This window comes from Luteimonas aquatica (assembly GCF_022662575.1).
Lineage (GTDB): Bacteria > Pseudomonadota > Gammaproteobacteria > Xanthomonadales > Xanthomonadaceae > Luteimonas > Luteimonas aquatica.
The window spans coordinates 804144-818245 of record NZ_JALBFU010000001.1; the positions used below are offsets into that span (position 1 = coordinate 804144).

13 protein-coding genes are annotated in these 14102 nt (G+C 69.8%); 3 read left to right on the forward strand and 10 right to left on the reverse strand.

Annotated elements, in window-relative coordinates:
- Window positions 1-57: 57 nt before the first annotated feature.
- Window positions 58-747: an alpha/beta hydrolase gene (locus MD221_RS03725; RefSeq protein WP_242107915.1), complete on the forward strand. Its 690-nt coding sequence runs from the start codon at window positions 58-60 to the stop codon at window positions 745-747.
- A gap of 34 nt (window positions 748-781) precedes the next feature.
- On the opposite strand, the gene cfa is transcribed toward MD221_RS03725, so the two are convergent.
- From cfa to MD221_RS03760, 7 genes are all read right to left on the reverse strand, one after another.
- Window positions 782-1945: a cyclopropane fatty acyl phospholipid synthase gene (gene cfa / locus MD221_RS03730; protein ID WP_242107916.1), complete on the reverse strand. Its 1164-nt coding sequence runs from the start codon at window positions 1943-1945 to the stop codon at window positions 782-784.
- 95 nt (window positions 1946-2040) lie between these two features.
- Entirely contained in the window at window positions 2041-2907 is an 867-nt protein-coding gene (locus tag MD221_RS03735; protein ID WP_242107917.1) for a DUF3298 and DUF4163 domain-containing protein, read from the reverse strand.
- A gap of 165 nt (window positions 2908-3072) precedes the next feature.
- Complete coding sequence (locus tag MD221_RS03740) at window positions 3073-3282, reverse strand: cold-shock protein (RefSeq protein ID WP_242107918.1); 210 nt, start codon at window positions 3280-3282, stop codon at window positions 3073-3075.
- Window positions 3283-3665: 383 nt separating this feature from the next.
- Window positions 3666-4433 carry a pseudouridine synthase gene (locus MD221_RS03745; protein WP_242107919.1) on the reverse strand — a complete coding sequence of 256 codons (768 nt, stop codon included), beginning with the start codon at window positions 4431-4433 and terminating at the stop codon, window positions 3666-3668.
- A gap of 23 nt (window positions 4434-4456) precedes the next feature.
- On the reverse strand, window positions 4457-4738 hold the full coding sequence (locus MD221_RS03750; protein WP_242107921.1) for a GNAT family N-acetyltransferase: 282 nt from the start codon (window positions 4736-4738) through the stop codon (window positions 4457-4459).
- A 37-nt stretch (window positions 4739-4775) separates the two neighbouring features.
- Entirely contained in the window at window positions 4776-5390 is a 615-nt protein-coding gene (locus MD221_RS03755) for a rhomboid family intramembrane serine protease (protein ID WP_242107923.1), read from the reverse strand.
- 117 nt (window positions 5391-5507) lie between these two features.
- Window positions 5508-7097 carry a POT-type proton-dependent oligopeptide transporter gene (locus MD221_RS03760; protein WP_242107925.1) on the reverse strand — a complete coding sequence of 530 codons (1590 nt, stop codon included), beginning with the start codon at window positions 7095-7097 and terminating at the stop codon, window positions 5508-5510.
- A 267-nt stretch (window positions 7098-7364) separates the two neighbouring features.
- Here MD221_RS03760 and MD221_RS03765 point away from each other — a divergent pair, with 267 nt between their 5' ends.
- Both MD221_RS03765 and MD221_RS03770 read left to right on the forward strand, forming a co-directional pair.
- Window positions 7365-9149, forward strand: a complete 1785-nt coding sequence (locus tag MD221_RS03765; RefSeq protein WP_242107926.1) for a M14 family metallopeptidase — start codon at window positions 7365-7367, stop codon at window positions 9147-9149.
- A gap of 77 nt (window positions 9150-9226) precedes the next feature.
- A complete protein-coding gene (locus tag MD221_RS03770; RefSeq protein ID WP_242107927.1) occupies window positions 9227-10066 on the forward strand; it encodes a YbaY family lipoprotein in 840 nt (279 codons plus the stop codon).
- A 45-nt stretch (window positions 10067-10111) separates the two neighbouring features.
- Here the strand turns inward: MD221_RS03770 and MD221_RS03775 are convergent, their stop codons facing one another.
- From MD221_RS03775 to MD221_RS03785, 3 genes are all read right to left on the reverse strand, one after another.
- Window positions 10112-11179 carry a diguanylate cyclase gene (locus MD221_RS03775; RefSeq protein WP_242107928.1) on the reverse strand — a complete coding sequence of 356 codons (1068 nt, stop codon included), beginning with the start codon at window positions 11177-11179 and terminating at the stop codon, window positions 10112-10114.
- Window positions 11180-11322: 143 nt separating this feature from the next.
- Entirely contained in the window at window positions 11323-11895 is a 573-nt protein-coding gene (locus tag MD221_RS03780; protein ID WP_242107929.1) for an SRPBCC family protein, read from the reverse strand.
- Window positions 11896-11952: 57 nt separating this feature from the next.
- Window positions 11953-13857 carry an ATP-binding cassette domain-containing protein gene (locus MD221_RS03785; RefSeq protein ID WP_242107930.1) on the reverse strand — a complete coding sequence of 635 codons (1905 nt, stop codon included), beginning with the start codon at window positions 13855-13857 and terminating at the stop codon, window positions 11953-11955.
- Between the last annotated feature and the right edge of the window lie 245 nt (window positions 13858-14102).

The following is a 14102-nucleotide window of genomic DNA, read 5'->3' on the forward strand; positions in this document are numbered from 1 at the left end:
GCCGCGGCGCCACCCGCGCCCCCGGCGGACCATCCCACCTGAATCAGGAGCAGAGCGATGAGCAGCAAACCCACGATCGTCCTTGTGCATGGCTTCTGGGGCGGCGCCGCCCACTGGAGCAAGGTCATCCTCGAACTCGCGCGCAAGGGCCATACGGCCGTGCGCGCGGTCGAGCTGCCGCTCACCTCGCTCGCCGACGATGCCGAGCGCACCCGCAAGATGGTCGCGCAGCAGCCCGGGCCGGTCGTGCTGGTGGGGCATTCCTACGGCGGCGCGGTCATCACCCAGGCCGGCAACCTGCCCAACGTCGCCGCCCTGGTCTACATCGCGGCGTTCGCGCCCGACGACGGCGAAAGCCCCGGCGGCATCACCCAGCAGCAACCGCCCGCGGCCGCCGCCAACCTGGCGCCCGACAGCGACGGCTACCTGTGGGTGCAGTACGACAAGTTCCACGACAGCTTCTGCCAGGACCTGAGCGCCGACGAAGGGCTGGTCATGTCGCTGACGCAGAAGGCGCCGCTGGCCAGCACCTTCGGCGACGCGATCTCGTCACCGGCCTGGAAGAACAAGCCGAGCTGGTACCAGATCTCCAGCCAGGACCGCATGATCCATCCGGACAACCAGCAGCGCATGTCCGCCCGGCTGGGCGCGCGCAAGGTGATCACGCTCGACGCCAGCCACGCCTCGCTCGCCTCGCGGCCGGGCGAGGTCGCCGGCCTGATCGACGAGGCGGCGTCGGCGGCATGAGCCCTGCGCTAGGCCGTCCGCCTGCGCGGGCGGCCTAGCGCGGCGCCACGTAGCCGCCGGGCACGCCGCCGGGCGAGAGCACCAGCTGCCAGAGCTGGATGCGCCGCGCGCGGAAGCTGGCCATCGAAGCGGCCAGATAGAAGCGCCACATGCGGCGGAAGCGCTCGTCGTAGCGCGGCGGCAGGCGCTCCCACGCCGCCTCGATGTTGCGCCGCCAGGCCTGCAGGGTCAGGTCGTAGTCGGCGCCGAAGTTGTGCCAGTCCTCGATCACGAACAGTCCCTCGGCCGCCTCGGCGATCTGCCGCGCCGAGGGCAGCATCGAGTTGGCGAAGATGTACTTGGTGATCCAGGGATCGCTGTGCGTGACCGACTTGTTGCCGCCGATGCTGTGCAGCAGGAACAACCCGTCCTCGGCCAGGCAGCGCAGCGCCACTTCGAAATAGGCGCGGTAGTTGCGCACGCCCACGTGCTCGAACATGCCCACCGACAGGATCCGGTCGAAGCGCTCGTCGGGGGCGGCGCCGGTCAGGGCGCGGTAGTCCTGCACGCGGATCTCCACGCGCCTGTCGTCGGGCAGTCCGGCGCACAGCGCCTGCGCGAATTCGGCCTGCTCGCGCGAGACGGTCACGCCCACGCCGCTGACGCCGTAGCGCTCGGCGGCGAACTTCAGCGCCTCGCCCCAGCCGCAGCCGATGTCGAGCACGCGCATGCCCGGGCGCAGCCCGAGCTTGCGGCAGATCAGGTCGAGCTTGGCCTCCTGCGCCTCGTCCAGCGAGGCCGCCATGCCGCCATCGGCGCGATGCCAGTAGCCGCAGCTGTAGACCAGGCGCTTGCCGAGCATGGCCGCGTACAGGTCGTTGCCGAGGTCGTAGTGGCGTTCGCCGACATCGAAGGCGCGGTGTCCGGACTGCATGTTCAGCAGCCGCGCGCGCAGCGCCAGCAGGATGTCGCCGATGCCGTGCACGCGCTCGTCGACGTGCGCCTGCAGCAGTCGGAACAGGAATTCGTCCAGCGAATCCGCGTCCCAGGCGCCGTCCATGAAGCTTTCGCCCAGCGCCAGCGAACCGCCCGCCATCAGCCGGGCCGGCAGATGCGGATCGTGCATGCGCATGTCCCAGGGACGGTCGCCGTCCACCTGGATGTCGGCCTGCGCAAGCAGGGACTGGATGCGGTCCTGGAAGGGGTGCGTGGCTGACATGGGGGCGTCGTCGACACGAACGGGACGCCCTCAGACTACTCCTGTCCGCGCGCCCGGACGCTCACCCGCGCCGCAACACTGCGTCGCCGCATCGCTCAGGATCCGGGCACCTGGGCCGGCAGCTGCGCCGGCGCGGCGGCGGGCGCGGCGGCGAACAGCCCGCGGTACTCCGGCGCCACGTGCGGCAGCAGCACCGAGGCCGGCACCTCGACGGTCTGCACGCCGTCGGAGTAAGGCCCCACCTGGTAGGGAGGAAACACGAAGCGCAGCCCCGACAGCTTGCCGTCCGGCGCCAGCACCGGCTCGAACTGCGCGAAATTGTCGGCCTCGGGCGTGGAGCCCTCGTCGATCATCTTCAGCGCCGACTTCATCATCTCCGCGCGCTCGGCCGGCGCGACCTCGTCGGCGTCGATGCGCTGCGACAGCGCCGCGTGCAGTTGCTCACGCACGTACCCGGACAGGTCGCGGAAGCCGTTCTTGCCGGTGACCAGCTCGCCGATGCGCAGCGCCTTGTTCTGCTGCGGCAGCCAGACGAAGCGCGCCACCAGCGGATTGCCGTGCGCGCCGCCGGTGTAGCTGCTGCCGTCGGCGCCCACCGCCACGACCTGCGGGGTCTCCTGCAGGGTATTGAAGGCCAGCGTCAGGTCGTAGGGCGCGCTCGGCTTCTCGCCGCCCAGGCCGTCCAGGGCCTGCTTGAGCTCGTTGCGCGCCGCGTCGGCGTACTGGCGCAGTTCGGCGGCCAGCCCCGGGTACTTGTCGATGCCCTTGGGATAGCTGATGCCGATCACGTAGCGCGGGTCGCGCTCGATCACGTCCTTCAGTTCGGTCGGCGCGGCCGGCGCCGGCGCGCCCGTCTCCGGCTGCGCCTGCCCCGTCGGCGAGGCCGGCTGGGCCTGCGGCGTCTCGCGCTGGCACGCGGCCAGCAGCGCCAGGGACAGGCAACAGGTCAGCAGGTGGCGCATGACGGTCTCCAGGGGTCGACGGTTCGAATAACGCCAGTTTAACGAATTCGATGTGACGCCGGTATTGACACGCTTGCGTCCGCCGGGGCCCAGGAAGCAGGTCCGCCAAAGAAAAAGCCCCGGACGTCGCCGTCCGGGGCCTTGGGTCAAGCCGAAGCGAGGGGCTTAGAGCGCCTGCACTTCGTCGGCCTGCAGGCCCTTCTGGCCCTGCACGACCTTGAACGAGACCTTCTGTCCTTCCTGCAGCGACTTGAAGCCGGAGCCCTGGATGGAACGGAAGTGGACGAACAGGTCCTGGCCGCTTTCGGGGGTGATGAAACCGAAGCCCTTGGCGTCGTTGAACCACTTGACGGTGCCAACCTGACGATCGGACATGGTGAGTTACTCCTTGGAACAGTGGGATGGATACACGCTCCGCCCGGGGCGGATGCGCGACTGTGTCTAGCAAGGGGTAACGCGAAGCGATGGAGCGGATCGGTGCAGGTCCTCCGGAGAGGGCCCTGCGGCGACGCGGGTGGCGTCGCTCGCCGGACGGGAAAAAGCCCCCGTCCGGCGCTGCCGGCTCCGGATCGCTCCGGGTCCGGCCTCCCGGCGACCCGCCTTTCGGCGCGCCTCCGGGGTCACAGATCTACCGCATCGAAACCACGATGTACCGTGATCCCGGCTTTGAACAGTGCGCGCACGATACCTGAAGTCGGAGCGGAAATGTTAATTCTTCTTGACATCGCCCCGCCCCGGGCATCCGCCCCCGCCTCCGGCTACCAGTCCTCCTGCCGGGGCAGCAGGCCCTGCAGCTCGGCATCGGTCAGGTTGCGCCATTGCCCGGGCTTGAGGTGCCCCAGCTTCACGTTGCCGATCCGCACCCGCAGCAGGCCCTTCACCCGGTAGCCGAAGTGCGCCGCCATCAGCCGGATCTGCCGGTTCAGGCCCTGCACCAGCACGATCCGGAAACCGAACCGGCCGAGCTTGCCGGTCCGGCACGGCAGCGTGGTCTGCCCGTGCACGGGCACCCCGCGGCTCATGGCGCGCACGAACTCCTCGGTCACGGGGTGGTTGACCACCACCATGTATTCCTTCTCCAGCTTGTTTTCCGCGCGCAGGACGGCGTTGACGATGTCGCCGTTGCTGGTCAGCAGGATCAGCCCTTCCGAATCCTTGTCCAGCCGCCCGATCGGGAAGATGCGCTGCTCGTGGCCGACGAAATCGACGATGTTGCCCGGCACCGAGGACTCGGTGGTGCAGGTGATCCCCACCGGTTTGTTCAGGGCGATGTAGGTGTGGCGGCGCTTGCCCTTGGCCGACGCGCGCAGGCGCAGCGGCTGCCCGTCGATCTGGATGCGGTCGTCCTCGCCGACCTCGGCGCCGACCCGGGCGCGGATGCCGTTCACGCTCACCCGCCCCTCGCCGATCAGGCGGTCGGCCTCGCGCCGCGAGCAGAAACCGGTGTCACTGATGTGCTTGTTCAGGCGCATGGCCGCCGCCGGGCTCGGGGAAAGGCGGCGGAGGCTCCGCCGCGGGGCGCGCATGCTGACACAGCCGCGCCGCGCTGTCAGGCCGCCAGGTCCGCGTACTCGGGATGCTTCTTCAGGTAGGCCACCGCGTAGGAGCAGTGCGGCGACACCTTGAGCCCGGCGCCGCGCGCGTACTCCAGGGCCTCGCGCACCAGCGCGGCGGCAATGCCGCGCCCGCCGATCGCGTCGGGGACGATGGTGTGGATGATGGCCATCACCCCGCCCTCCAGCCGGTACTCGACGTAGGCGCCATGGCCCTCGACCAGGGTTTCGAAGCGGCGGGCGCCGCTGTCGTGACGGATCTCGATCGCATCGCTCATGTCTTTTCGCTCCAGGGATCGGCGGGCCGCGCGCCGCTCATCCGAACCGCGGATTGGTGAGTTCGCGCAGGAAGTGCCCGAGCACCGCCGGTTCCATGATCAGGGTGAACATCAGGCCGTACAGCGCGCCCCACAGGTGGGCGCTGTGGTTCACGTTGTCCGTTCCCTGCCGGTCCATCCAGATGCTGTAGCCGATGTAGAGCGCGCCGTAGAGGATCGCCGGCACCGGCAGGAACATCACGAAGATCAGCGACCAGGGCGCCATCAGCACATAGGAGAACAGCACGGCCGAGACCGCGCCCGAGGCGCCGAGGCTGCGGTAGCGGCCGTCGTGGCGGTGGCGCATGTAGGTGGGCAGGATCGCCACCACCACCGCCGACAGGTAGAAGGCCAGGAAGCCGAGCATGCCGATCTCCTGCACGAACACCGGCTCCACCGCGCGCCCGAAGAAGAACAGCGTGATCATGTTGAACAGCAGGTGCATCAGGTCGGCATGGATGAAGCCGTGCGTGACCAGGCGGTCGTACTGCTTGTGCCGCTCGATGGCCGGCGGCCACAGGATCAGGCGGTCGAGCAGCTGGCGGTTGTTGAACGCCAGCCACGAGACCAGGGAGGTGACGGCGACGAGCAATAGGGTGACGAGCGAGGTCATCGAAGGATCCTGGGCCGGATTCGCGCCGGCGGAAGTCCGGACGCCACGATCCCGGCGTTTGCCGGGACCCGGGACGATCTTAGCGCGACCGCCGCCAAAGGCCGAGACGGCAACGCATCAGGCAACACGGTAGTTGTCCTGCATCGGATAGCGCCGCGCGTACGCGGCAAAGGCCAATGCGGTGAGGAACGCGAAACCGGCGAAGAAGAACATCAGGAATGCGTTCTCGCTCAATCCCGTGCTGGCGATGTGCGAAATCACGGTTTCATTGCGCACGCCGGTGTTGGTCAGCAGGACCCAGACGTTGCCGAAGGTCACCGCCAGATACCAGAACGCCATGATCACGCCCTTCATCGCCGCCGGCGCCTGGCTGTAGGCGAATTCGAGCGCGGTGGCCGAGACCAGGATCTCGCCGAAGGTCAGCAGCGCGTACGGCAGGATCTGCCAGGCCAGCGACACCGGATCGCCGCCGTCGATGCCGAGCTGGATGATCCCGGCGAAGATCCAGGCGATGCCGGAGAACGCGATGCCCGCGCCCATGCGCCGCAGCGGCGTGGGATCGAACCCCATCCTGCGCAGGGCCGGGTACAGCACCAGGTTGTTGAACGGGATCAGCAGCATCACCAGCGCCGGGTTGAGCGCCTGCATCTGCGCGGCATCGCGCACCAGGAAGCTCGGCCACCACCACTGGTCGTGCGGCATGACCATCTGGTTGCCCTGCAGCACCCAGGTCGAGGCCTTCTGGTCGAACAGCGACCAGAACGGCGTGGTCAGCGCGAACACGATCAGGATGCGCAGCACCGCGCGCACACCGTCCACCGCCGCGTCCGGGTGCCTGCCGCGGGCGCGCTTGAGCTGCATCGAGGCGCCCATGCCGCCGAAGGCGATGATCAGGCCGAGCGCCAGACAGGCGCAGATCACGAACCCCAGCTTGGGGATCAGCAGCAGCGCGCCGATCGCCAGCATGCCGCCCGACGCCGCCACCGCCAGTCCGGGCCTGCCCTGCCCCGGCGCCCGCGCCAGCAGCGCGGTGCGCGCCACGTGCAGGAACGAATCCGGATCGGAGGAGGCCGGCGGCACGCGCACGTATTTCTTGCGGCCCGCCCAGAAGATCAGCGTGGCGACGAACATCAGCGCGCCGGGAATGCCGAAGGCCACCGCCGGGCCGTATTCGCGCAGGAAGATCGGCATCAGCAGCGAGGCGAAGAACGAGCCGAAGTTGATGGTCCAGTAGAACGCGTCGAAGACCAGCTTGGCCTTGTGCTTGTTGCTCTGGTCGAACTGATCGCCGCAGAAGGACACCACCAGCGGCTTGATGCCGCCCGAGCCCAGCGCGATCAGGAACAGGCCGGTGTAGAAGCCGTTGCGGTCGTTCTCGAACAGCGCCAGGCAGGCATGGCCGGCGCAGTAGATCAGCGAGAACCACAATACGGTGTTGTACTTGCCGAAGAAGCGGTCCGACAGCCAGCCGCCGAGCAGCGGGAAGAAGTAGACGCCGATGACGAAGGTATGGAAGACGTCCTTGGCCATGCCCTGGCGGTCGGCTTCCGGCAGGTAGGCCAGCAGCACGCTGCTGGCCAGGAACTGCACCAGGATGTTGCGCATCCCGTAGAAACTGAAGCGCTCGCAGGCCTCGTTGCCGATGATGTAGGGAATCTGCCGGGGCATCTTCCCGGCGGCGGGGGCGGCTGCGGCGGCAGTCGTCATCGGCAATGCCCTGATCCAAAAAAACCAAGCCTAGAGCATTTTTCGCCGGGATGTTGAGCCGATGGCGCGACGCGGCGCCTGAATTCCCGGCCGATTCGCCCGCATGTCCTTGTCCGGCAAGCGCGAGCGCGCCGCGATGCCGCGCGGCCCGCGCCGGTTCGGGCGCATGTTTGCGCGCACGGTCATCGCAATTAGGGCAATGGGCACTTGGGCCGGCGCCGCGCGGGGGGCATCATCCGCATCTTTCCGCCCGACCGCGAATCCGCCATGCCCCCTGCCCATCGCACCCTGCCGCTGCTCGCCCTTGCCCTCGCCCTGTCGCCGGCGCTGCCGGCGCGCGCCGCCGACGCGCCCCTGACCACGGTGTCCGAACGCTCCGGCTTCGTGCAGACCGGCCGCTACGACGAGGTCGTCGCGCTGTGCGCGGCCTTCGCGCAGCGCTATCCGGACGCGGTGCGCTGCATCGACTTCGGCACCACGCCCGAAGGCCGGCCGATGAAGGCCCTGGTCGCCACCCGCACCGGCGCCTTCACGCCCGAGGCCGCGCGCGCCAAGGGCGTGCCGGTGCTGCTGGTCCAGGGCGGCATCCACGCCGGCGAGATCGACGGCAAGGACGCAGGTTTCCTGGCGCTGCGCCAGGTGCTGGAAGGCGACGCCGCGAAGGGGGCGCTGGATCGCCAGGTCTTCCTGTTCGTGCCGGTGTTCAACATCGACGGCCACGAGCGCTTCGGCCGCTGGAATCGGCCCAACCAACGCGGCCCCGAGGAAATGGGCTGGCGCACCACCGCGCAGAACTACAACCTCAACCGCGACTACGTGAAGGCCGACGCGCCCGAGATGCAGGCCATGCTCGCCCTGGTCGAGGCCTGGGACCCGATCCTGTACGTCGACCTGCACGTGACCGACGGCGCCAAGTTCCGCCACGACGTCTCCTACCAGATCGAGCCCGTGCACGCCGGCGACCCGGCGCTGCGCAAGGCCGGCCTGGCGCTGCGCACGGAACTGGTGGAGGCGATGCGCAAGCAGGGCTCGCTGCCGCTGACCTTCTACCCCTCGTTCGTCAAGGACGACGAGCCCGCCTCGGGCTTCGTCGACACCGTCGCGCCGCCGCGCTTCTCCCACGCCTATTTCCTCTACCGCAACCGCTTCGGGCTGCTGGTGGAAACCCATTCCTGGAAGGACTACCCCGCGCGCGTGCGCATCACCCGCAACACCATCGTCGACCTGCTCGAACAGACCGCGCGCAGCGGCCGATCGTGGCTGCGGATCGCCGGCGAGGCCGACAGGCGCGCCGAGAAACTGGGCGGCGCTTCCGTCCCGCTCGACTACAGGACCACCGACAAGACGCGCACCGTCGACTTCCTGGGCTATGCCTACACGCGCACGCCATCGGAGGTGTCCGGCGCGCCGATGACGCGCTACGACGAGAACACCCCGCAGGTATGGAAACTGCCGCTGCGCGACGAGATCGTGCCCGACCACAGCGTGACCGCGCCGCGCGCTGGCTACCTGGTGCCGGCGGCGCAGGCGGCGTGGGTCGGCGAAAAGCTCAGGCAGCACGGCATCCGCTTCCGCCGCCTCGACAACGCGCTGGCGCAGGCGAAGGTGATGGGCTTCCGCGCCGACGAGGCGAGCTTCTCGCCCCGATCCGTGGAAGGCCACCAGCCGCTGACCCTGCGCGGCGCCTGGAAGCCCGAAACGCGCGAGGTCGCGGCCGGCGCGCTGTTCGTGCCGATCGCCCAGCCCAAGGCGCGCCTGGTGATGGCGATACTGGAGCCGCAGGCGCCCGATTCCCTGGCGGCCTGGGGCGAGTTCAACAACGCCTTCGAGCGCAAGGAAGGCATGGAGGCCTACGTCGCCGAGGACGTGGCCCGCGAGATGCTGGCCGACCCGGCGGTGAAGGCCGAGTTCGAGCGCCGCGTGCGCGAGGACGCCGCCTTCGCCAAGGATCCGCAGGCGCGTCTGGATTTCTTCTACCGCCGCCATGCCTCCTGGGACGAGCGCTACAACCTCTACCCCGTGCTGCGCGTGGATACGGCGCCGGGGGACTGAACGGCGCGGCGCCGCGCCGTTGCCGTGGCGTTGCGGCGGGCGCGTTTATGCTTGCCGCTCCCATCGCAGGAGGTCCCATGCGCCCGATCCTGATCCTCGCACTGCCGCTGGCCTGCATGCTGGCGGCCTGCCAATCGCCGGCCGGAGGCGCCATGAACAACGAGCCGAACTCCTCGACCGCGGCGTCCGAGGGTGCCGCCGCGCCCCCGGCCGCCGGGGCCGTGATCCGCGGCAAGGCCACCTACCTGCAGCGGATCAAGATCGCGCCCGGCGCCTACCTGACCGTGCAGCTGATCGACGGCCGGCTGATGGACACGCCCAAGGCGGTGCTCGCGCAGACCACCGTCAAGGACGTCGCCGGCCCGCCCTACGCCTTCGAGCTGCCCTACGACCCGGCCAAGCTGCGCGCCGATGGCGGGATGTACGGCCTGCACGCGGCCCTGTACGGCGCCGACGGCAGCCTGTTGTTCGTCACCGACACCCGCGTGCCCTACTCGCCCGGCCACGACGACGTCGGCGAGTTCGTCATGACCATGGTCGGCGGCGCGGCGGCGCCGGCGCAGCGCACGCCGGGCGGCAAGACCGGCCCGGTCTGGGACGACGCGCGCAGGCGCGGCATCGCCTTCCGCGCGGTCGGCAACGAACCGGGCTGGTGGGTGGAGGTCAGCGATGCCGACCCGCCGGTGCTGCGCGCCGAGCTCGACTACGGCGAGCGCAAGCTCGAGGTGCCCAGGGCCATGGGCATCAGCAGCACCTTCGGGTTCGGCGGCAAGGCCGCCGACGGCACCGACGTGCTGCTGCGCATCTACCGCGAGCCGTGCGAGGACGACATGAGCGGCGAGGCCTTCGACGCGCGCGCCGAGCTGACCGTCGGCGGCAAGCAATACCGCGGCTGCGGCAGCTGGCTCGACGAATAGCCTGGCGGACCGCCGCGATCAGGCGGCGCTCGATCAGGCATTCGATCAGGCGGCGTTGATGCGGTCGCGGCCCGCCGCCTTGGCGCGGTACATGGCCGCGTCGGCATTGCGCACCCAGTCGTCGACCGTGACCAGCAGGCGGTCGGCCTCGGCCAGGCCGATGCTCAGCGTGCAATGCTGCTGTTCGGCGTCCTGGCCGCGGCGCTCGAGGAACAGCAGGCGGACGCGCTCGGCCACCTGGCGCGCGTTGCGCAGGTCGGTCTCGGCCAGCAGCACCGCGAACTCGTCGCCGCCATAGCGCGCCGGGATGTCGATCTCGCGCAGCGACTCGCGCAGCACGTCGGCGATGCAGCACAGCACGCGATCGCCGCTGGCGTGGCCGTGGCGGTCGTTGACCATCTTGAAGTTGTCGACGTCGATCAGCATCACCACGGCCGGACGGCGCGTGCGCAGGAAACGCGAAAGCTCGTTGCTCGCCGCCTCCTCCCAGTGCCGGCGGTTGTGCAGGCCGGTCAGGGCGTCGATGCGGTTCAGGCGTTCGAGCATGCGGTTCTGGCTGCCGACCCGGACCGTCAGCTGGCGCACCAGCGTGCCCAGCGCCGCGGTGTAGATGAACAGGAACGGCAGCGACATCACCACGCCGAACGTGGTCGAATGCAATTGCACCGGAAAGCCCAGCAGCGCCCACGTCGTCAGGCAGGACAGCGCCAGCGCGGCCAGCGTGCGCACGTAGAAGCGCCATCCCGCCACCGCGATCCTGTCGATGGTCAGCATCGCCACCAGCATCGCGCTCGGCAGCAGGTTGAGCTGCATCGCCGCCACCCAGGCGCCGCCGATGACCGAATCCAGCATCAGGTTGCGGAACTCGGCCTTGAGCGGATCGGCGCTGCGGCGCGCGAGATGCCAGACCAGGTGCGGCCAGGCCAGGGCGATGACGCCCAGCGCCAGCCAGTACGGCCAGGTCGCCCGGTGCTCGTAGAGCACCGCGCCGACCAGCGGCGCGGCCAGCCCCATGCCCAGCGTGCGCATCAGGTGGTTCCGGTCGACGATCTCCACCATGCGCGCGCGCGTGCCGGGATCCAGGGCGGCTGATGGCGTCGCGGTGTTGGTCATGTCCCCTGTCCCGGCATCCCTACGGCGCAGCCTACGTGTCCCGATCGTCTTCGGCCCGGCGCACCGTCACGGTCCCGGCGCGAGATCGTCGGCGATGCTGCTCGCGCGCGCCGCGACGACGACCGCAAGGCATCCGCGCATCCTCACCCGTCCTTTCGCCGTTCCCCGCCGGCGGCGAGGTAATCGGCGAGCGCGCCGAGCTGGACGCCCTGCACCTGGTCCACCACCGGCGCCAGCTTGCCCAGGTCGTCCGGCGCATAGCCCCCGGCGCGGTACCACAGGGTGATCTTCGAACGGCCCTCGCCCGCCGCCGCGATCCGCCATTCCATCGCGCCGTGCAGGCCCATGCCCTGCAGCGGACCGAGCCCGCCGACCATGCGCATCAGCTTGCCGGCCTCGACGAAGGTCACCGTCATGTGCAGCGCCTCGCGTGCCGGACCGGCGCCGGCCTCGCGCACGCGCTCGCAGAAGCAGCCGCCGGCGCGGGCGTCGATGCTCAACGTGGACTGCGCGCCCCACCAGGTGTGGTCCTTCGGCCACCAACGGTCGACATCGCCGACCAGCGCCTTCCAGGCCGCTTCGGCATCCACCGGCACGTCGCGGGAATTCTCGATGGTGAAACCGGACGCCGTGGCATCCAGGACGGCGGCAGCGGACGATGCGCAGAACGGAAGCAGTGCGGCAAGCGCGAGCGGCGGCAGTCCCAATCGATGCATACGAGGCTTTTCCGGATACCGCGATTGTTTTACGCGCAATCCCGGCGAGGCCGCAAGTCAGGCATCGGCGCCCTGCGCGCTTTCCAGGAATTCCCAGCGCGCATAGGCCGCATCCAGTTCGTCCTGGGTCTGCGACAACTCCGCGGTCTGTGCTGCGACCGCAGCATGATCCCGTTCATAATATCCGGGCTCCTGCATCGCCCCGGTCAGCGCCGCCAGCCTGGCCTCCAGGGCTTCGATCCGCGCCGGCAGCTGTTCGAGTTCGCGCGCGTCCTTGTAGCTGAGCTTGCGCTTTTGGGCGGGGGCCGGCGCGGCAGGCACGGCGACGGCGGCCGGCGCGCGCGGCGCGGCGCGCTCGTCCCGGCGCGGCGACGGCTGGCCTTGGCGCAGCCAATCGCTGTAGCCGCCGACGTATTCGCCGATGCGACCGTCGCCTTCCATGACCAGGGTCGAGGTGACCACGTTGTCGAGGAAATCGCGGTCGTGGCTGACCAGCAGCAGCGTACCGGGATAGTCGGCCAGCAGGTCCTCCAGCAGTTCCAGCGTCTCGGCGTCCAGGTCGTTGGTCGGCTCGTCCATCACCAGCAGGTTGGACGGCTGCGCGAACAGCTTGGCCAGCAGCAGGCGGTTGCGCTCGCCGCCGGACAGGCGCGTGATCGGCGCCCGGGCGCGCTCCGGGGTGAACAGGAAGTCCTGCAGGTAGCCGATCACGTGCTTGCGCTTGCCGCCGATCTCGACGAACTCCAGGCCTTCGGCGACGTTCTCGAGCGCGTTCCAGTCCTCGCGCAGCGTGGTGCGGTACTGGTCGAAATACGCCGCCTGCAACTGCGAGCCGATGCGCACCTCGCCGGACTGCGGCGCCAGCTGCCCGAGCAGCAGCTTCAGCAGCGTGGTCTTGCCGCTGCCGTTGGGGCCGATCAGGCCGATGCGGTCGCCGCGCAGCACGGTGGTGGAGAACTGCCGCGCCAGCACGGCATCGCCCCAGGCGAAATCCACCGCGCGCGCCTCGATCACCTTCTTGCCCGAGCTGCCCGCCTGCGCCGCCTCCATGCGCACGTTGCCGGCGAGCTCGCGGCGCTGCGCGCGCTCCACGCGCATCGCCTTGAGCCGGCGCACGCGCCCCTCGTCGCGGGTGCGCCGCGCCTTGATGCCCTGGCGGATCCAGGCCTCCTCCTGCGCCAGCAGCTTGTCGAAGCGCGCCTGTTCCTGCGCTTCGGCATTGAGCCGCTCCTCGCGACGGCGCAGGTAGTTCTCCCAGTCCCCCGGCCAGCTCGTCACCTGGCCGCGGTCGATCTCGACGATGCGCGTGGCCAGCGCGCGCAGGAAGCGGCGGTCGTGGGTGACGAACACCAGCGCGCCCGGCCAGCCCTTCAGGAAGCCTTCCAGCCAGTCGATCGCGGCGATGTCGAGATGGTTGGTGGGCTCGTCCAGCAGCAGCAGGTCCGGCGCCGACACCAGGGCGCGCGCCAGCAGCACGCGGCGCTTCATGCCGCCGGACAGGCGCTGGAAGACGGCCTCGCCGTCGAGCCCGAGCCTGGACAGGGTTTCCGACACGCGCTGGTCCAGGCCCCAGCCGCCGGCCGCCTCGATGCGCGCCTGGACGGCGGCGAGCGCGACGGTATCGACCGGGGCCCCGGCTTCGGGATGAACCAGGTGGTGGTACTGCGCCAGCGCCGCGCCGAGGTCTCCCAGGCCGTCGGCGACCACGTCGAACACGGAACCCGCGGCGCCGGCCGGCACTTCCTGTTCCAGCCGCGCCACGCGCACCCCGCCCTCCAGCAGGATGCGGCCGCCGTCGGGCTTGAGTTCGCCGGCCAGCAGGCGCAGCAGGGTGGACTTGCCGGCGCCGTTGCGGCCGATCAGGGCGATGCGCTCGCCGGCCTCGATGGACAGGTCGACGCGCTCGAGCAGGAGCGGGCCGCCGACGCTGTAGTCGACGGCGTTCAGTGTGATCAGGGACATGCCATTAGTTTACCGGTCCGCTACTAGGCGGCGGCGCGGCGCGGCAGTACATTCGCAGCCCCGACCCACCCGCAGGAGACCCGCCATGGCCAAGGGCATGGACAAGCGCAAGGAAGAAAAGAAGAAGCCGGAGAAGACGCTGAAGGAAAAGCGCGCGGCGAAGAAGGACAAGAAAGCCGGCAAATAAGCCGGCTTTCTTTTTGTGGGGATGGCGGCCCGTCCTCCGGCGCCGCTCTTCCGGGCCG